The organism is Aeromonas sp. 600276 (assembly GCF_049175815.1).
GTDB classification, from domain to species: domain Bacteria; phylum Pseudomonadota; class Gammaproteobacteria; order Enterobacterales; family Aeromonadaceae; genus Aeromonas; species Aeromonas dhakensis.
Genome location: NZ_JAAKVU010000007.1, coordinates 92,933 through 111,684, shown reverse-complemented (window position 1 = coordinate 111,684; position 18,752 = coordinate 92,933). Strand labels below are relative to the sequence as shown.

18 protein-coding genes and 1 pseudogene are annotated in these 18,752 nt (G+C 60.6%); 9 read left to right on the top strand and 10 right to left on the bottom strand.

Annotated elements, in window-relative coordinates; genetic code table 11:
- Window position 1 precedes the first annotated feature (1 nt).
- Window positions 2-100: pseudogene (locus G5134_RS09175) on the top strand (arylsulfatase); the annotation flags it as partial.
- 235 nt (window positions 101-335) lie between these two features.
- On the opposite strand, the gene nagC reads toward G5134_RS09175, so the two are convergent.
- From nagC to nagB, 3 genes are read right to left on the bottom strand one after another with little or no spacing between them, the layout of a single operon-like run.
- The gene (gene nagC / locus G5134_RS09170) at window positions 336-1,550 is read right to left on the bottom strand and encodes a DNA-binding transcriptional regulator NagC (protein WP_010634486.1); all 1,215 of its coding nucleotides are present in this window, start codon (window positions 1,548-1,550) and stop codon (window positions 336-338) included.
- Between the two features lie 4 nt (window positions 1,551-1,554).
- Window positions 1,555-2,700, bottom strand: coding sequence for an N-acetylglucosamine-6-phosphate deacetylase (nagA, locus tag G5134_RS09165; protein ID WP_017783866.1), 1,146 nt, complete (start codon window positions 2,698-2,700; stop codon window positions 1,555-1,557).
- A 9-nt stretch (window positions 2,701-2,709) separates the two neighbouring features.
- The gene (gene nagB, locus G5134_RS09160; protein ID WP_011705423.1) at window positions 2,710-3,510 is read right to left on the bottom strand and encodes a glucosamine-6-phosphate deaminase; all 801 of its coding nucleotides are present in this window, start codon (window positions 3,508-3,510) and stop codon (window positions 2,710-2,712) included.
- Between the two features lie 273 nt (window positions 3,511-3,783).
- On the opposite strand from nagB, the gene nagE reads away from it, so the two are divergent.
- The 3 genes from nagE (at window position 3,784) to glnS (ending at window position 10,031) form a co-directional block, all read left to right on the top strand.
- Window positions 3,784-5,238, top strand: coding sequence for an N-acetylglucosamine-specific PTS transporter subunit IIBC (gene nagE / locus G5134_RS09155; protein WP_011705424.1), 1,455 nt, complete (start codon window positions 3,784-3,786; stop codon window positions 5,236-5,238).
- A 122-nt stretch (window positions 5,239-5,360) separates the two neighbouring features.
- A complete protein-coding gene (locus G5134_RS09150) occupies window positions 5,361-8,024 on the top strand; it encodes a beta-N-acetylhexosaminidase (protein WP_065017422.1) in 2,664 nt (887 codons plus the stop codon).
- Between the two features lie 345 nt (window positions 8,025-8,369).
- A complete protein-coding gene (gene glnS / locus G5134_RS09145; RefSeq protein ID WP_065017421.1) occupies window positions 8,370-10,031 on the top strand; it encodes a glutamine--tRNA ligase in 1,662 nt (553 codons plus the stop codon).
- A gap of 98 nt (window positions 10,032-10,129) precedes the next feature.
- Here the strand turns inward: glnS and fur are convergent, their stop codons facing one another.
- Window positions 10,130-10,558: a ferric iron uptake transcriptional regulator gene (fur, locus tag G5134_RS09140; RefSeq protein WP_005299160.1), complete on the bottom strand. Its 429-nt coding sequence runs from the start codon at window positions 10,556-10,558 to the stop codon at window positions 10,130-10,132.
- A 241-nt stretch (window positions 10,559-10,799) separates the two neighbouring features.
- Between fur and G5134_RS09135 the strand changes: the two genes are divergently transcribed.
- A complete protein-coding gene (locus tag G5134_RS09135; RefSeq protein ID WP_042007121.1) occupies window positions 10,800-11,282 on the top strand; it encodes a DUF4442 domain-containing protein in 483 nt (160 codons plus the stop codon).
- Between the two features lie 59 nt (window positions 11,283-11,341).
- On the opposite strand, the gene fldA is transcribed toward G5134_RS09135, so the two are convergent.
- From fldA to G5134_RS09115, 4 genes are read right to left on the bottom strand one after another with little or no spacing between them, the layout of a single operon-like run.
- Window positions 11,342-11,866, bottom strand: a complete 525-nt coding sequence (fldA, locus tag G5134_RS09130; protein WP_005299167.1) for a flavodoxin FldA — start codon at window positions 11,864-11,866, stop codon at window positions 11,342-11,344.
- Between the two features lie 39 nt (window positions 11,867-11,905).
- Complete coding sequence (gene ybfE / locus G5134_RS09125; protein ID WP_005299169.1) at window positions 11,906-12,202, bottom strand: LexA regulated protein; 297 nt, start codon at window positions 12,200-12,202, stop codon at window positions 11,906-11,908.
- A 20-nt stretch (window positions 12,203-12,222) separates the two neighbouring features.
- Window positions 12,223-12,444 carry a DUF2788 domain-containing protein gene (locus G5134_RS09120; RefSeq protein ID WP_005299172.1) on the bottom strand — a complete coding sequence of 74 codons (222 nt, stop codon included), beginning with the start codon at window positions 12,442-12,444 and terminating at the stop codon, window positions 12,223-12,225.
- Window positions 12,445-12,499: 55 nt separating this feature from the next.
- The gene (locus G5134_RS09115) at window positions 12,500-13,264 is read right to left on the bottom strand and encodes an alpha/beta fold hydrolase (protein ID WP_065017420.1); all 765 of its coding nucleotides are present in this window, start codon (window positions 13,262-13,264) and stop codon (window positions 12,500-12,502) included.
- A gap of 292 nt (window positions 13,265-13,556) precedes the next feature.
- Between G5134_RS09115 and seqA the strand changes: the two genes are divergently transcribed.
- Window positions 13,557-14,066, top strand: a complete 510-nt coding sequence (gene seqA, locus G5134_RS09110; RefSeq protein WP_065017419.1) for a replication initiation negative regulator SeqA — start codon at window positions 13,557-13,559, stop codon at window positions 14,064-14,066.
- A gap of 57 nt (window positions 14,067-14,123) precedes the next feature.
- On the top strand, window positions 14,124-15,773 hold the full coding sequence (pgm, locus tag G5134_RS09105) for a phosphoglucomutase (alpha-D-glucose-1,6-bisphosphate-dependent) (protein ID WP_065017418.1): 1,650 nt from the start codon (window positions 14,124-14,126) through the stop codon (window positions 15,771-15,773).
- Between the two features lie 85 nt (window positions 15,774-15,858).
- On the opposite strand, the gene G5134_RS09100 is transcribed toward pgm, so the two are convergent.
- Complete coding sequence (locus G5134_RS09100) at window positions 15,859-16,740, bottom strand: DMT family transporter (RefSeq protein WP_065017417.1); 882 nt, start codon at window positions 16,738-16,740, stop codon at window positions 15,859-15,861.
- 96 nt (window positions 16,741-16,836) lie between these two features.
- Here G5134_RS09100 and G5134_RS09095 point away from each other — a divergent pair, with 96 nt between their 5' ends.
- Entirely contained in the window at window positions 16,837-17,319 is a 483-nt protein-coding gene (locus tag G5134_RS09095; protein WP_041216612.1) for a MarR family winged helix-turn-helix transcriptional regulator, read from the top strand.
- 24 nt (window positions 17,320-17,343) lie between these two features.
- On the opposite strand, the gene G5134_RS09090 is transcribed toward G5134_RS09095, so the two are convergent.
- Window positions 17,344-17,934 (bottom strand): TetR/AcrR family transcriptional regulator, encoded by a 591-nt coding sequence (locus tag G5134_RS09090; RefSeq protein WP_065017416.1) that lies wholly within the window; start codon window positions 17,932-17,934, stop codon window positions 17,344-17,346.
- A gap of 112 nt (window positions 17,935-18,046) precedes the next feature.
- Between G5134_RS09090 and G5134_RS09085 the strand changes: the two genes are divergently transcribed.
- Window positions 18,047-18,712 (top strand): peroxiredoxin-like family protein, encoded by a 666-nt coding sequence (locus G5134_RS09085; RefSeq protein WP_065017415.1) that lies wholly within the window; start codon window positions 18,047-18,049, stop codon window positions 18,710-18,712.
- Window positions 18,713-18,752 lie beyond the last annotated feature (40 nt).

Here is an 18,752-nt window from a genome sequence, read left to right as displayed (position 1 = left end):
GCACGACAACCTGTTCCACTCCATGTTGGGGATCATGGATGTGCAGACTCAGGTCTACAACGGCGCGCTGGATCTGTTCAAGCCGTGCCGGGCGGGGTGAATGGGCCAGAAAGGCTGAGCGGCACGACAACCTGTTGCCCCGCGCCATGCTGGGGATCATGGATGTGCAGACTCAGGTCTACAACGGCACGCTGGATCTGTTCAAACCGTGCCGGGCAGGGTGAGTCACCGCGTCCGATTACGCCGCTATGCGGCTAATCGAGCCTACGCTCGAAGAATCTATCAATAAAAACGGCAGCCACAGGCTGCCGTTGTTGTTTCGCAAGGCCTCGGCCCTACTTCTGCTCCATGATGATCTGCAGCAGGTCTCCCTCCAGCAGGGCTCGCTTCACCAGCGCGAAACCACCGACGGTGGGTTGGTTCTGGAAGCGCGCCTTCACGATGGGCAGGCCACGATGGAAGCTTGGCAGCGACTGGTGCTCCACACAGCGGCGGATGGCCGGAAACAGGATCTCTTCGGCGGCGGTGATTTCGCCGGCGATCAGCACCTTCTGCGGGTTGAACAGGTTGACCGTGATGGCCACAGCCCGTCCCAGATGCTCACCCACGTTCTCAATCACGCTACGGGCCAGCTCGTCACCGGCCATGGCTGCCTTGCACACCTCCTGGATGGTGATGTGCTTCTCCTGCAGCGAGCTCAGGTGGCCGCGGCTGATGAGCTCCTTCACCTTGTCGACGATGGCCTCGTTGGAGGCTATGGTCTCCAGACAGCCGAAGTTGCCGCAGTGGCAGCGTTTGCCGAGCGGTTCGACCTGGATGTGGCCGATTTCGCCGACATTGCGGTTCTGGCCGAGGAACACCTTGCCCTTGGTGATGATGCCCGATCCTGCCCCCTGATGGACGCTCACCAGAATGGAGTCCATGCAGTCACGGGACTCGCCAAAGAAGTGTTCGGCCAGTGCCAGCGAGCGGGTGTCGTTGCCCACGTAGCAGGGCAGGTTGAAGTGGTTTTCCAACAGCTTGGCCAGCGCCAGATTGCGGATCTGGTACTTGGGGGTGTAGATGACCATGCCCGATTCCGGATTGACCAGGCCCGGCATGGTCAGCGCGATGCTGATGAGGTTGCGGCTGCGATCCTGCTGGGAGTCGATGAAGGCACCGATCTCCCGCAGCAGCATGTCGACCACCGGTTGTTGCTCGATCTCGGTCACCTGGGTGACATGCTGGTCGAGCTCCTTGCCGTCGAGATCATAGAGACTCAGCTGCAGGTAGCCGCGACCCAGCTTGGCGGACACAAACTGGAAGCGATGCTTGATGGTGGTCAGGGAGATGGCGCGCCGTCCACCGGTGGAGGCTTGCGGCGAGGTCTCCTTGATCAGGCCATGCTCGATCAGTTGCCGGGTGATCTTGGTCACGCTGGCCGGGGCCAGCTGACTCAACTCGGCAATTTTGACCCTCGAGATGGGCCCCTGCAGGTCAATGAGCCGATACACGGCTGCACTGTTGACCTGCTTGATAAGATCTACGTTTGCTATTTGTCCGCCAGTCATAGTGTCACTGTGTTGTGTAGTGTCCGTTAACCACGGTCCCGCAGACCGTGAAGGCCTGATCAAAGACAGTCAGGTTGGCTATTTTTCCGACCTGGATACTACCGAGACGTGAGTCCCATCCAATGGCGCGTGCAGGGTAAAGGGTGGCCATTCTCAGTGCTTCATCGAGCGGTAATCCGACCTGTTTGACCAGATTCTCCACCCCTTCAATCATGGTGAGGGCAGAGCCGCCGAGTGTACCATTCTCGTCGACGCACTGACCATCGCGGAAATAGACGGTTGCGCCACAAAAATCAAACTTCTCAAAGCCTTCCGGTGCCCCCGCCGGCGCGGTCGCATCGGTGACCAGCACCAGTCGTTCCCCCAGCATCTTGTGGGCGAGGCGCACGTTGGCCCAGTGCACGTGATGGCCGTCGACGATGACGCCGGCGTAGACATCCTTGCGATCATAGATGGCACCCACCACGCCCGGCTCGCGGCCGTTCAGGGTCGGGGTCATGGCGTTGTAGAGGTGGGTGGCGAAGCGAATGCCGCTGTCGAACCCGGCCATGGCCTGATCGTAATTGGCGGCGGTATGGCCGGCGGAGACCAGAATGCCGGCCTCCACCAGACGACGGATGTGCTCGGGCTTGTTGCGCTCCGGCGCCAGAGTGATCTTGGCGATGGCATCCGCGTTGGCGCAGAAGAAGTCGATCATCTCGTCGGCGGGCTGGCGGATCTGCTCGGCCGGGTGGATCCCCTTGCGCTTGAGGTTGGTGTAGGGGCCTTCCAGGTGCACGCCAAGGACTTCGTTGGGGTGCGCCGCCATGTAGTCGCGGGTGACGGCGACGGCCTGCTTCATGTCCGCATCCGGACTGGTGATCAGGGTCGGCAGGAAGCTGGTGGTACCGGATTTGAGGTTGGCGGCCTGCATGGTCGCCAGGGTCTCGGTGGTGATGTGGCCGTTGAACATGACGCCGCCGCAGCCGTTGAGCTGCACGTCGATGAAGCCGGGGCAGAGGTTGGCACCCTTGAGGTCAATCTGTTCGATGCCGGCCGGCAGTTCGGCCTGGTGGGAGATGGCGACAATCTGGTCGCCCTCGATCACCACCCCGTAACCGGTCAGCACGCAGCTGCCGGTGTAGAGGGTGCAGTTGGTCAATGCGTACATGGTGACTCCTTACAGACGGCCGATGTTGGCGGCTTCGAGCTGCTGGAAGTAGCGTACCGTCTTGACCTTGAGCTCCATGGTGGAGGGCTCGTCACACACCATCATTCCCTTCGGATGCAGCTGCAGGGTGGAGATGGTCCACATGTGGTTGACGCTGCCTTCCACTGCGGCCTGCAGGGCCTGAGCCTTGCCGTGACCGGTCACCAGGATCATGATCTCTTCCGCATCCATCAGGGTGCCGACACCCACGGTCAGCGCCAGCTTGGGCACCTGCTCCATGTCGCCGCCAAAGAAGCGGGAATTGGCGATGCGGGTGTCTTCGGTCAGGGTCTTGACCCGGGTGCGAGAGGAGAGGGATGAGGCCGGTTCGTTGAACGCGATGTGGCCGTCGTTGCCAACACCGCCCATGAACAGGTGGATCTTGCCGTAGGACTTGATTTTGTCTTCGTAGCGCTTGCACTCGGCCACCAGATCCGGCGCGTTGCCGTTGAGGATGTTGATGTTCTCGGGGCGAATGTCGATGTGGCTGAAGAAGTTGTTGTGCATGAAGCTGTGGTAGCTCTCCGGGTGATCTTCCGGCAGGCCGACGTACTCGTCCATGTTGAAGGTAACCACGTTCTGGAAGCTCACTTCCCCGGCTTTATGCAGTTCAATCAGGCGCTTGTAAGTGTTGAGCGGGGTGCCGCCAGTGGGCAGGCCCAGTACGAAGGGGCGCTCGGCAGTGGGTTTGAACCCATTGATACGGTCAACGATGTAACGGGCAGACCACAGGCCCACTTGGCTGGCAGATTTCAACGGGATCAGGCGCATTGTAGATACCTCTGTACGGGTTGCTGCCGGGATGTCGGCGGCAAATAGACTGGGACGGATTCAAGTTGTTTTATAGCGTAAATAAAGATTGCGAACTAAGCCACATCTATCCGCCACCTTTATCTCGTTTGGGTGATAATGATCACGATTACAGGTTTATTAATTTGCGCAGCGAAATAAAAGCCCTAGACTGCCAATCAAGCCTTGATGGCTTATGCGTCAAACGTGATAAGCACTTAATTTCTAGAAAAACATTAACTAAGGAGAGGAACCGTGAACATTCTCGGTTATTTGCAAAAGATCGGCCGGGCCCTGATGGTGCCGGTAGCGGTATTGCCTGCCGCCGCGATCCTGATGGGGATTGGCTACTGGATTGACCCGAATGGTTGGGGTGGTGGCAGTCCTGTCGCCGCGTTCCTGATCAAGGCCGGCGCAGCCATCATCGACAGCATGCCCGTGCTGTTCGCTGTCGGTGTTGCCTATGGTATGTCCAAAGACAAAGACGGTTCTGCCGCGTTGGCCGGTCTGGTCGGTTTCCTGGTGGTGACCACTCTGCTGAGCCCGGGCGCCGTTGCCCAGATCAAGGGTATCCCGGCCGATCAGGTTCCGGCTGCCTTTGCCAAGATCAGCAACCAGTTCGTCGGTATCCTGTGTGGTGTCATCGCCGCTGAGCTCTACAACCGCTTCAGCAGCGTGGAACTGCACAAGGCGCTGGCCTTCTTCTCCGGCCGCCGTCTGGTGCCGATCGTAACCTCCGTGGTGATGATCGTCGTCTCCTTCATCCTGATGGCCGTTTGGCCGGTCATTTACGGTGGTCTGGTGAGCTTTGGTGAATCCATCGTCAGCCTGGGCTCCACCGGCGCCGGTATCTACGCCTTCTTCAACCGTCTGCTGATCCCTGTCGGTCTGCACCACGCCCTGAACTCCGTGTTCTGGTTCGACGTGGCCGGTATCAACGACATCCCGAACTTCCTGGGCGGCCAATCCTCCATCGACGCCGGCAAGGGCATCGTGGGTGTGACCGGCATGTATCAGGCTGGCTTCTTCCCGATCATGATGTTCGGTCTGCCGGGTGCCGCGTTGGCCATCTACCACTCCGCCAAGAAAGAAAACAAAGAGAAAGTTGCGTCCATCATGATCGCAGCCGCCTTTGCCGCCTTCTTCACCGGGGTGACCGAGCCGCTCGAGTTCTCCTTCATGTTCGTGGCACCGGTGCTGTACGTCATCCACGCCCTGTTGACCGGTCTGTCCGTGTTCATCGCTGCCTCCATGCAGTGGATTGCTGGTTTCGGCTTCAGTGCCGGCCTGGTGGATATGGTGCTCTCCAGCCGTAACCCGCTGGCGACCCACTGGTACATGCTGCTGGTACAAGGCCTGGTGTTCTTCGGTCTCTACTACGTGGTGTTCCGCGCCGTCATCGTCAAGTTCAACCTGAAAACCCCGGGTCGTGAAGATGACGAAGCGGTACCGGCACAGGCTCAGACCACCGACCGTACCGAACTGGCACGCCAGTATCTGGAAGTGCTGGGCGGTCAGGAGAACCTGGTGACCATCGATGCCTGCATCACCCGTCTGCGTCTGACCCTGAAAGACCGCAGCATCGTTGACGAGCGCAAGCTCAAAGCCCTGGGCGCGGCCGGTGTGGTCAAGCTCGGTGAGCAGAACCTGCAGGTGATTCTGGGCCCATTGGCCGAAATCATCGCCGGTGAGATGAAGGCCCTGCGTTAATCGGGCGCCAAGCTCGCCTCAAGTCTAAGTCCATTGTTGACATAACTAAGGGCCCCGCCTCGGGGCCCCATATAAAAAAAGCCAAGAAAATCCAACCTTTACTTCAAATGAGAGCAGCAGTTATGAACTTGAAACATTCTCTGTTAGCCATTGCCATGTCTACCGTTTTCGTCAGCCAGGTACAGGCAGCCGATGCCGCCAAGCAAGCCGTGGTCGACGCCCTCGCCAGCAACCTCGTCGTCAAGTACGAAGTCGTCACCAACGACGGTGCCGGTGCCGGTCTCGACTGCCAGGCGCTGGGCTCCGAGTGGGCGAGCTGCGGCGTTGCCAAGCTGCACCTGACCAATACCGGTGCTGACGTCACCTCCAAGGACTGGAGCATCTATGTCTCCTCCATCCGCCGCATCCAGCGGGTGGACAACGACCAGTTCACTATCACCCACCTGACCGGCGACCTTTATCGTTTGACGCCGACCGAGAAGTTCCAGGGCTTTGCCAAGGATGCCACGGTCGAAGTGCCGCTGGTGGTGGAGTACTGGGTATTGTTCGAATCTGACATCATGCCGAACTGGTATGTCGCCAGCGAAGGGGCCGAGCCGAAAGTGCTGGCCAGCATGAGCAACATCGACGATGCCACCACCTACGAGAAGCCGATGCCGGCCGACGGCTGGAAGCGCACCAAGGATGACAACAACATCCTGATGAACAGCGAAACCCGTTTCGCCGCCAACCAGACCAGCAGCTTGCTGCCGGCTGGCAAGGTCGACAACCAGATCCTGCCGACCCCGATGAAGCAGGTGGTCAAGGCCGGCCCGCAGGTCGACTTCTCCACCATCAAGCTCAATGCCCTGGACCTGCCGAGCGATCGCGCCGAAGCCCTGAAGGCTCAACTGACCAAGCTGGGTGTTACCCTCTCCGACACCGGCTACCCAGTGACCATCAAGCTCGGCAGCAAGCTCAAGCAGGCCGAAGGCTACGACATGACCATCGGCAAGAAGGGAACCGTCATTCAGGGGCACGACATCGAAGGTGCCTTCTGGGGTGCCCAGTCCCTGATCTCCCTCTTGGGAGTCAACGACAAGCTGGTCAGCCAGATGACCGTCGAGGATGCCCCGCGCTTTGAATACCGCGGCATGCAGACCGACGTGGCCCGTCACTTCAGAAGTCCCGAGACCCTGAAGAAGCTGGTGGATCAGATGTCCGCCATGAAGCTCAACGTGCTGCACCTTGGCCTGACCAACGATGAAGGCTGGCGTCTGGAGATCCCGGGCCTGCCGGAGCTGACCGACGTCGGCAGCCAGCGTTGCCACGACGAGTCCGAAACCAAGTGCCTGATGCCGCAGCTGGGCTCCGGCCCGACCAGCGACAACCAGGGCTCCGGTTTCTACAGCAAGGCCGACTACATCGACCTGGTGCGCTATGCCAAGGCCCGTGGCGTGACCGTGATCCCCGAGATCAACATGCCGGCCCACGCCCGTGCCGCCGTGGTCTCCATGGAGGCGCGTTACAAGCGTCTGATGGCTGAAGGTAAAGAGGCCGAGGCCAACCAGTTCCGTCTGACCGACCCGGCCGATACCTCCAACGTCACCTCGGTGCAGTTCTACGACAAGATGTCCTTCATCAACCCCTGCCAGCCGGGCGCCGCCACCTTCGTGGCCAAGGTGATGGACGAAGTGGCCCAGATGCACCAGGCCGCCGGCCAGCCGCTGACTGCCTGGCACTACGGTGGTGACGAGGCGAAGAACATCATGCAGGGCGGTGGTTACCAGGATCCGGCCGTCACCAAGAAAGAAGATCTGGTGGCCTGGAAGGGCAACGTCGACTCCAGCAAGCAGGACAAGCCGTTCGGCAAGTCCCCCATGTGCCAGAAGATGGTGGATGAGGGCAAGATCAAGGACGTGGCCGAGCTGCCGGTCTACTTCGCCAAGGAAGTGAGCGAGATGGTCAAGGGCCACGGTTTCTCCACCCTGCAGGCGTGGGAAGATGGTCTCAAGTACGCCACGGATGCCAGCGTGTTCGCCACCGACAAGACCCGGGTCAACTTCTGGGAAACCCTCTACTGGGGTGGCTTCAACGAAGCGATGAAGTGGGCGCACAAGGGCTATGAGGTGGTGCTCTCCAACCCGGATTACCTCTATTTCGACTTCCCGAACGAGGTACACCCGGCCGAGCGCGGCTACTACTGGGCTACCCGCTTCAACGACACCCGCAAGGTGTTCGCCTTCGCCCCGGAAAACCTGCCGCAGAACGCCGAGACCTCGGTTGACCGCGACGGCAACGCCTTCGTGGCCAAGGGTGACCAGGATCCGGTCAAGTTCAAGGGGATCTCCGGTCAGCAGTGGAGTGAAACCGTGCGTACCGACGCGCAATACGAGTACATGGTCTACCCGCGCATCTTCTCCATGGCCGAGCGCGCCTGGCACAAGGGTGGCTTCGAGCTGGACTACGTGAAGAACCGCGAGTTCTCCGGCACCACCAAGTTCGTCAACAAGGCCACCCTGAACAAGGAGTGGAACCAGTTTGCCAACGTGCTGGGTCAGCGCGTGCTGCCGAAACTGGATCAGGCCGGGGTGGAATACCGCCTCTCAGTACCGGGCGCCAAGGTGGTGAACGGCGTGCTTGAGGCGAACGTGGATCTGCCAGGCCTGCCCATCCAGTACAGTCTGGATGGCAAGAGCTGGAGCGCCTACGACGCAGCCGCCAAGCCGAGCGTCAACGGCAAGGTCTACCTGCGCACCACCAGCTTCGATGGCAAGCGTACCAGCCGCGTCACCGAGCTGAACTGATAGCCCTCACTCCATAACGCAAGGTGGGTCGCAAGACCCGCCTTTCCCAAGGACGATGGTCATCGGGCTTGGGAAAGGTTGACTGTGCGTGTGAGCCTTTGTTGTGTGTGTATTGTCTGTTTTTGTTTTTCATCACCTTGAACCCCGCCTCGTGCGGGGTCTTTTTTTCACCAGTCAGTCAAACCGGCCACCAGGGCGGGGCGTTTTGCGGCGCCAGTACCCCGAAACGGGCAAATTCAGGTTGAGACAGGGCGCGTAATGAGGGATCATATCCGGCTTGACGGCGGGGGGTTGAGGGTGCCAGCCGGCACAACTTCCGCCAGTGACGCATTTTTGAGGTGAGCCATGAGTCAGGCGAACAGCCCAACTAACTTTATTCGTCAGATCATTGATGAAGATCTGGCCAGCGGTAAGCACTCCAGTGTGCATACCCGTTTTCCGCCCGAGCCGAACGGTTATCTCCATATCGGTCACGCCAAGTCCATCTGCCTGAACTTCGGCATCGCCCGCGACTACCAGGGCCAGTGCAACCTGCGCTTCGACGACACCAACCCGGTGAAGGAAGATATCGAGTACGTTGAGTCCATCAAGCAGGACGTGCAGTGGCTCGGCTTCCAGTGGAATGGCGAGATCTGCTACTCCTCCGACTATTTCGACAAGCTGCACGGCTATGCCATCGAGCTCATCGAGAAGGGGCTGGCCTACGTGGACGAGCTCTCTGCCGAGCAGATGCGCGAATACCGCGGTACCCTGACCGCGCCGGGCAAGAACAGCCCGTTCCGCGATCGCTCCGTGGAAGAGAACCTGGCCCTGTTCGAGAAGATGAAGAACGGCGAGTTTGCCGAAGGCACCGCCTGCCTGCGCGCCAAGATCGACATGGCTTCCCCTTTCATGGTGATGCGTGACCCCGTCATTTATCGCATCAAGTTTGCCCACCATCACCAGACCGGTGACAAGTGGTGCATCTACCCGATGTATGACTTCACTCACTGCATCTCGGACGCCCTGGAAGGGATCACCCACTCCATCTGTACGCTGGAGTTCCAGGACAACCGTCGCCTGTACGACTGGGTGCTGGACAACATCACCATCGACTGCCACCCGCGTCAGTACGAGTTCTCTCGTCTGAACCTCGAATACACCGTCATGTCCAAGCGCAAGCTGAACCTGCTGGTGACCGAGAAGCACGTGGACGGTTGGGACGATCCGCGCATGTTGACCGTTTCCGGTCTGCGCCGCCGCGGCTACACCCCGGCCTCCATCCGCGAGTTCTGCAAGCGTATCGGCGTGACCAAGCAGGACAACATCGTCGAGATGAGCATGCTGGAAGCCTGCATCCGCGAAGATCTCAACGAGAATGCCCCGCGCGCCATGGCCGTGCTGCATCCGGTCAAGGTGGTCATCGAGAACCTGGCCACCGACGAAGTGCTGACTGCACCGGCGCACCCGAGCAATGCCGAGATGGGTACCCGCACGCTTCCCTTCACCCGCGAGATCCTCATCGATGAAGCGGACTTCAAAGAAGAAGCCAACAAGCAGTTCAAGCGTCTGGTACTGGGCAAGGAAGTGCGCCTGCGCAACGCCTATGTCATCAAGGCTGAGCGGGTCGAGAAGGATGCCGACGGCAAGGTCACCTGCATCTACTGCTCTTACGACCCCGAGACCCTAGGCAAGGATCCGGCGGACGGTCGCAAGGTGAAGGGGGTGATCCACTGGGTCAGCGCCACTCACTCCCTGCCGGCCGAAGTGCGCCTCTACGACCGTCTGTTCAAGGTGCCGAACCCGGGCGCCGAAGAGGACTTCGAAGCGGCCCTGAACCCGGAATCCCTGGTGATCATCGAGGGTGCCCGCGTGGAAGCTTCCCTCAAGGATGCCAAGCCGGAGCAGGCTTACCAGTTCGAGCGTGAAGGGTATTTCTGCGCCGACAACAAGCTCTCCAGCCCGGAGCACCTGGTGTTCAACCGCACCGTGGCCCTGCGCGACGTGTGGGGCAAGGCCGAGGCCTGATGAAGGAGGGCAGGGGAGACCCTGCCCTTTCTTGTCCGGAATATGGGCACAAAAAAGCCAGCATCATGCTGGCTTTTTTATTGCGCGGGTTCTGCCAATCAATCGTCGTGCTTGCAGTCGCCGGCGGCGCAGTGGCCATAGAGATAGAGGCTGTGATTGGTCAGACGGATGTTGTGCTTCTTGGCGATCTCGGTCTGGCGCTGCTCGATCACCTCGTCGGAGAACTCGATCACCTTGCCGCAGTCGAGGCAGACCAGGTGGTCGTGGTGTTCCTGGGTGGCCAGCTCGAACACCGACTTGCCCCCTTCGAAGTGGTGACGGGTGACAATACCGGCATCATCAAACTGGTTGAGAACGCGGTAGACGGTAGCGAGACCAATCTCTTCACCCTGGTCGATCAGTCGTTTGTACAGATCTTCCGCACTGGTGTGCTGGCAGTCCGGCTGTTGCAGGATTTCCAGGATCTTGACGCGGGGCAAGGTGATCTTGAGCCCGGCCTTTTTTAACGCTTGGTTGTTGTCTGCCATTTCTATTTATTCGCATTCTCGAAGGTGTGGTTATTCTGATTGACTGCCGCTGTAATGGCAACCACGAACTCGCTTGGCCTGTCATTATAGGTCGTAGCTCACCTAAAAATAAACCCAGCAATTCAAGGGCTTTAGCGCGCTCGACCGCTTATCCACGAATTGTGCGGATTGTGACGGCGGCTTGCTCACCCGCCGAATGTTGATAAAATGTAACCTTCTTCACTCTGGTCGGATGAGATCCATGGATTGGCTTTTTGACAACGCGGCCTGGGTGCGCCGCGCCCTCAACGCCTGGCCCCCCTTCTGGGGCGCGGGCATCAAGATAGAGACATTGAGCGATGATTTTCGCTTCTGCCGGGTCACCCTCAAGTCCCGCTGGTGGAACAAGAACGCCAACCGCACCCAGTTTGGCGGCAGCATGTTTGCGATGACGGATCCCATCTATCCGCTGATGCTGATGGGCTATTTCAGGAACCGTTATTACGTCTGGGACAAGGCGGGCAGCATCAACTACATCAAGCCTGGCAAGGGCAAGCTGGTGGCCGAGTTCAACCTGACCGACGGCAAGCTGGCCGCCATAGTCGCGGCGACCGAAGGGGGAGACAAGCACTTTCCCGAGTTTGAGGTGACGGTACAGGATGGCCAGGGCGAGCTGGTGGCCCAGGTCAAACGTACCCTCTATGTGCGGGCCAAGCCCGAGCACAGGGGCGGCGAGAGCGCATGACCAGAAAACAACAAGGGCCCCGCGGGGCCCTTGTTGTCAGAGGTGCTGGCAAGCGTGGATCACTCCAGCTCGGCCAGGCACATCTCTTCATGCAGCTGTTTGCACCAGCCCTTGACGCGCTCGGCAGTCATCTCGGGTTGGCGATCTTCGTCGATACCCAGACCCACGAAGTGCTTGTCATCCACCAGCGCCTTGGAGGCTTCGAACTCGTAACCGGCGGTCGGCCAGTGGCCGATGACGATGGCGCCTTTGGCTTCGACGATGTCACGCAGGGTGCCCATGGCGTCGAGGAAGTACTCGGCATAATCTTCCTGATCGCCGCATCCGAAGATGGCGACCAGCTTGTTGGTGAAGTCGATCTCTTCCAGCTCGGGGAAGAAGTCGTCCCAGTCGGCCTGGGCTTCGCCATAGTACCAAGTCGGGATACCGAACATCAGCAGATCGAAGCTGTCGATGTCGGCCTTGCTGCTCTTGGCAATGTCACGGACTTCAATCAGTTGTTTGCCCAGTTCTTTCTGGATCATCTTGGCGACAGCTTCGGTATTACCGGTATCGCTGCCGAAAAACAGACCTACACTAGCCATAGTGTTTAGTTACCCGTATCTGGTGTTAATGCTTAACGGTCAGATTGCGATGCCTGCTGCATGTGCAGACTCAATCTGTTGCTTCAGGATAGATTGGATCAGCTCGGCTCGGCTGACGTTCTGTTGTAACGCAAGTTGGTTCAGGCGCTCCAGCAATTCGGCCTCCACCTTTAACTCTACCCGCTTCAAACCGTTCTCTCGATCGCGCTTGAGCTGGTTGCGCTTGTTGATCTTGAGCTGGGTCTCGCGGGGGAGTGGGTTGGTCTTTGGCCTGCCGGGGCGCTTCTCGTTTGCGAACAGATCCAGTGTTGTTCGATCAGTTTGCTGTTTGGCCATACATCACAGATGGAAATAAGTTAGCCGATGCCTGAGCCTTCCCAGCCCAGTTCGATCAGCCCCTTGGCGACAAAACCTGCACAACCCAGGAAGAGTACCAACCAGACGATGAATCGGCCGAAACGGGGCACATTGCCGCGTTTGAGCACGTCCTGAATGGCCAGGCCAATCAATACGAAAATGGCCACAAAGAATAACTTCAGGCCCAGACTCTCGATCAGGTCGATATGTTCACTTAGCATGGATTGCGCACACTCCTTATGACGGGCGCACTATATCACAAAGGATTTGAAACTGTTAACCGCCTGTCGACAGGAAATCCACAACCAGTTTGTTGAACAAAACCGGCTTTTCCGCGTGCAGCCAGTGACCGGTGCCGGCGATGACCCGGGCCTTGGCAGCGGGAAATTGGGCCATCACCGTCTCGGTATGTTCAGGCTGCATGTAGTCGGAATCGCCCCCCTTAATGAAGAGCGCAGGCCCCTCGAAACGGCTCTGTGGATCGGGCCAGCCCATGATGTTGGCGTAGTTGCGCTCAAGGGCCGGCACGTTGAAACGCCAGCCCCAACCTGACTCCCCCTTGGCGAAGGACTTGAGCAGGAACTGGCGTACGCCGGCGATCTCGACATGCTCGGCCAAGATGGCTTCCGCCTCGCCGCGGCTTTGCGGAGCCTGTTCGAGCGTGGCATTGAGGCCGGCAAACACGTTCTGGTGGCGGGAGTGAGGGTAGGCGACCGGCGCTATGTCGGCCACTACCAGCCTGGCGACGCGGGCTGGTGCCTGCTTGGCAACCTGCATGGCAACCTTGCCCCCCATGGAGTGGCCCACGAGCGCCACCTGTTCAAGCCCCAGCTGATCGAGCAGGGCGAGCAGATCGGCGGCCTGGGCCGGGTAGCTCATCTCATCGGAGTGAAAGGAGGCGCCGTGGTTGCGCAGATCGACGCTGATGACCCGGTATTGTTCGCTCAGCGGGCGTGCCAGCAGGCCCAGGTTGTCCAGGCTGCCGAACAGCCCGTGGATCAGCACGACGGGTTGGCCCTGGCCCTGCTCCTTGAAGTTCAATAATGGGTTTTGTTGCAAAATGACACCTTGTCGGTCGTGAGTACGTTGCTCGCCATGATTTAACGCACTGGAAAGAAAAGGATTTCACTCATCACGGAGCAAAAAAGTGTGGTTTTTTTCCTAAAAAAAGCCAGCCAGAACGGCTATCAGTGCGACGGATCACACACTTGGGCCGCTATTATGCCGTATTCTCGATGAGATTCATGCACATCTGTCCGCCCCTTGCTTGGGCTGCCGGGTTTGCCTATGTATAATCGCCGCATCCGAATTTCGACGAGTCCAGCGCATCCCTATGAAAACCATCGAGCTTGATGACGATCTCTACTTCTATATCGCCAGCCAGACCCGGCACATTGGTGAGAGTGCCTCCGATATCCTGCGCCGCCTGCTGGAACAGCCCGCCCGCCAGGCCTCGCCGGTCGCAGCAGAGGTGACGGAGGCTCCGTCGCCTACCGTGGCCGACGCCATGGGGCTGGAAACGCTGCTCGATTCCGGCGAGCTGCAAAAAGAAGAGAAGTCCATCAACCGCTTCATGCAGGTGCTCAGTACCCTCTACCGGGATGATCCGGTCGGGTTTACCCAGGCCACCGAAATCAAGGGGCGCAAGCGCGTCTATTTCTCGCGGGATCCCGATGCCCTGCGCGCCAGCGGCAGCACCACCAAGCCCAAGCAGGTGCCACAAACCCCGTTCTGGGTGATCACCAACACCAACACCAGTCGCAAACAGAACATGGTGGCCCAGCTGATGGCCAGCATGGGATATGGCGACGAGGTGATCGCCCGGGTGTGCGGCGCAATCTAACGGTTCATCAGACTCAGGCCTTGCCGGGCAAGGCCGCCATCAAGCAAGGACAACGCCATGGCACAGCATTCCCACGCCGGTCAGCCGGCCCGTTTGAGCGACCTGACCAACATTCCCCGTCTGGTCAGCGCCTACTACCTCAACAAGCCGGACATGAGCCGCCCCGAGCAGCGGGTTGCCTTCGGCACCTCCGGCCACCGCGGCAGCGCCCTGCACAATGCCTTCACCGAATCCCACATCCTGGCGGTGACCCAGGCGCTGGTGGAGTATCGCCAGCAGGCCGGCATCACGGGCCCGCTGTTTGTCGGTATGGATACCCATGCTCTCTCTGAATCTGCCTTTGCCAGCGCAGTCGAAGTGTTGGCCGCCAACGGCGTCGAGACTCGCATTCAGGCCGGCCTCGGCTTCACGCCGACCCCGGTCATCTCTCACGCCATCCTGCGCCACAATGCCAGCAAGCCTGCCGCCCGTGCCGACGGCGTGGTGATCACCCCGTCCCACAACCCGCCGGAAGACGGTGGCTTCAAGTACAACCCGCCCCACGGCGGCCCCGCGGAAGGGGAGATCACCAAGTGGGTGGAGGATCGTGCCAACGCCATTCTGGAAGCGGGTCTGGCCGGCGTGAAACGGATGCCGTTCGCCGAGGCCCTCAAGAGCCCGTTCGTGGTGGAGCACGACTATGTCACTCCCTATGTGGATGACCTGAAGAACGTGCTGGACATGGATGCCATCAAGCAGGCCGGCATCAAGATCGGTGTCGATCCGCTGGGTGGCTCCGGCGTCGCCTACTGGGACGTCATCGCCAAGACCTATGGTCTGAACATCGAGGTGGTGAATTACAAGGTCGACCCGACCTTCTCCTTCATGACCCTGGATAAAGACGGCAAGATCCGGATGGACTGCTCCAGCCCGTTTGCCATGGCCAGCCTGATTGCCCTCAAGGACAAGTTCGACATCGCCCTTGGCAACGACCCTGACTACGACCGTCACGGTATCGTCACCAAGTCGGGCCTGATGAACCCGAACCACTACCTGGCGGTAGCGATCCAGTATCTGTTTACCCATCGTACCGGCTGGTCCAAAGAGTCTGCGGTCGGCAAGACGCTGGTCTCCTCTTCCATGATCGACCGGGTTGCCGGCGAGATCGGTCGCACCCTCAAAGAGGTGCCGGTCGGCTTCAAGTGGTTCGTGGATGGCCTCTACAGCGGCGAGTTCGGCTTTGGTGGCGAGGAGAGCGCGGGCGCCTCTTTCCTGCGCAAAGACGGCACCGTCTGGACCACTGACAAGGATGGCTTCATCCTGGCGCTGCTGGCGGCCGAAATTCTGGCGGTGACCGGCAAGGATCCGCAGGCTCACTACGATGCACTGGAAGCCAAGTTCGGTCGCTCCAGCTACCGCCGCATCGACGCCCCGGCCAACAGTGCCCAGAAGGCGGTGCTCTCCAAGCTGGATCCGGCGTTGGTGGAAGCCTCCACCCTGGCCGGCGAGCCCATCGTCGCCAAGCTGACCAAGGCGCCGGGCAACGATGCGGCCATCGGTGGCCTCAAGGTGGTGACCGAGAACGGCTGGTTCGCGGCGCGCCCCTCCGGCACCGAGTCCATCTACAAGATCTACATGGAGAGCTTCAAGGGCGAGGCGCACCTGGACCTCATCCAGCAGGAAGCCCAGCAGATCGTCTCCGCCGCCCTGGCCAAGGCCGGGGTCTGAGTTCGACTCAAATACCCGCGGAATGTGAAAGAGGAGCCTTGATGGCTCCTCTTTTTTATTGCGCTTGAGCTTGGATGGGTCGTGCTCACGGCTTGCCGCACTGGCCGGTGCTAGCCCGGCGAGCCTGCCAGCGCTTGAAGAAGGGGCGGGCCGGCAGCTTCATCAGGAACAGGGATAGCAGGATCACCCCGATGCCGAGCCATTGGCGAGCATCCAGCGTCTCGCCCACCATCAGCACCCCGCAGGAGACCGCAACCATGGGGTTGGTGAGGGCCAGCATGCCCATCACCTCCGGGCCGTGGCGCTTGAGCCCCCACAGCCAGGCCCAGTAGGCCAGCGCCGTGTTGAGCAGGATCAGCCAGAGCAGGCCGGGGGCGCTTGCCGGCTGCGGCAGCGGCATGGGGCCGGCCAGCCACCAGGCGAGCGGGATCAGCATCAGGCCGCCCAGCAGCAGCTGCCAGGCGGTCAGCGCCAGCAGATCGCTCACCGGCCAGTGGCGCATCCAGCGGCTGGACTGGCCGATGAGCAGGGTAGCCAGCAGAGCGCAGGTCACGCCGACGGGATCCAGATTGGCGGAAGGGTTGAGCAGCAGCAAGACCCCGCCCAATCCCATCAGCCCCAGCAACAGCCATTTCAGGGACGGTCTGACACCATCCTGCAACCAGGCCAGCAACATCAGGATCAGCGGCAGGGTGGCACCCAGGGTGCCCGCTACGGCGCCCGGCAGGCGGAAGGCGGCCACGAACAGCAGGGCGAAGAAGGCGGCGATGTTGCAAAACGCCAGCAGGCTCTGCTTGCCCCAGGACAGGGGCGGCAGACGCGGGCGTACCAGCAACAGGAGCAGGCCGGCCGGCAATGCCCGCCATACCGCCACCCAGTAGGGGGAGTAGTCGGTCAGATAAAGGCTGACGACGGCATAGGTGCTGCCCCAGAGCAGGGGGGCCAGCAGGGCGATCAGCATGGGCATGTATTTGTCTCTTTATAAAGTATCTTTAAGTAAAGATAAATTAGCCTCTAATTGGTTTATCATCAAGTATCTCGATAAAAAGATAAGTGGCCGAAGATGGAATCAGATCATGTAGACCTGCTGCTGGCCCAGTGGGCCCGGCAGCGACCGGATCTCGACTGCTCTCCCATGGGCGTGCTGGGACGGGTGGCGCGAATGGCGGCGATCGCCGGACGGGAGGTGAGCGAGGAGCTCAAGGAGTGCGGCCTGCTGGGCAGCGACTTCGACATTCTGGCGACCCTGCGCCGGGCCGGCGAACCGCTCACCCCGACCGTGCTCTATCAATCCGCCATGTTGAGCTCGGGGGCCATGACCGCCCGCCTCGACAAACTGGCAGAGCGGGGCTTGGTCGAACGTCAGGCAGCCCCGAGCGATCGGCGCAGCCTGCTGGTCTGCCTGACCGACGCGGGTCGGGAGTTGGTTGACCGGGCGGTGGAGCGGCACGTGGCCAACGAGCGGCGCCTGCTGGCGCCATTGACCCAGGCCGAGCAGGAGCAGCTGGCCGCCCTGCTCAAGCGCTGGCTGCTGGAAAACGAGTGACCCCCACAGCCTGGTGAGCGGTCGTCATGCCTCCGCAGACAAGATGGCCTGCATCTGGGCCAGCACGGCGTTCACCTTGGCGGCGGGCGGATGGGTGCGGCCCAGCACACGCAATCCCCACACCATGGTCATCAGCAAGGCGGCGGTGGCGTCGACGTCGCGCCCGGCGGCCAGCTCCCCTGCCGCCTGCGCCTGGCACAAGGCTGCGCTGACCCGCAGCTCGACCTCGGCGAGGTGGCTGCTGGCGGTCTCCTGAATGAGCGGGTGGTGGCGGCCGATCTCCAGCAAGGTGTTGACCAGCAGGCAGCCACGGTGCGCCTCGCTGGCGATGGCATCCCGGGCCACTGCATCGAGCAGGGCCTGCACGCCCGCCAGCGGGGAGGCTGCCGAACCCAGGATCTGCTCGATCTGCGCCAGGCTCTGCGCCGAATAACGCTGCAGCACCTCCATGAACAACCCCTCCTTTGAGCTGAAGGCGCCGTACAGGCTGCTGGGCTTGAGTCCCATCCGTTCGACCAGCGCGGCAATGCCGGTGTTGCTGAAGCCGGTATCCCAGAAGGCGTTGAGGGCGATTTCCAGTACCTGTTCTCTGTCAAATGATGCGGGTCTTGCCATCTCGATTCCTGCCTTGTGAAACGTTATTTTGGAGTGATCGCTAAAAAACAACTTGACCATGGAGCTTGGTCCGCTTGATATTGTAGCGACCACTACAAAAAGGATGGTCATGATGCACACACTCGAGCAAAAAATCAAAGCGTACGATGAGCAGAAGCAGCGCCAGGTACCGGCCCCGGTACTGGCCCTGATGGAGGAGGCGACCCGCAACCTGCAGGCAAGCGGGCTGGAGCAGGCCGCCCTGGGACGCGGAGAGCGGATGCCCGACTTCGCCCTGCCGGATCAGCACGGGGTGGTGCGCCCGCTCTCCCACTATCTGGCGGAGGGGCCTGTGCTGCTCAACGTCTATCGCGGTGGCTGGTGTCCCTACTGCAACATGGAGATGCAGGCGCTCAACGCCGTGCTGCCGGCGCTACGCGAGCGCGGCGTGAACCTCATCGGCATGACGCCGGAAACCCCCAGCTCGGCGCAGGATACCCTCACCGCCAACGGGCTGGCGATCACCGTGCTGAGCGACGAGGGCAACCAGGTCTCGGCAGCGTTGGGACTGGTGTTCGAACTGCCGGAGGCCCTCAGGCCCATCTATGCCGGCTTTGGCATCGACATCCCGGCGAGCAACGGCGACGAGAGCTTCACCCTGCCGGTGCCGGCCAGCTACATCATCGGCCAGAACCGCACCGTGCTCTACCACTTCATCAACGCCGATTACACCCGTCGGGTGGAGCCGGCCGCCCTGCTTGCCGAGCTGGATCGTCTGGCGAAGGCGGGGGCGCTGTAAACGCACACTGCGCCCGAAGGCGCAGTGTGGATGGTTGGCG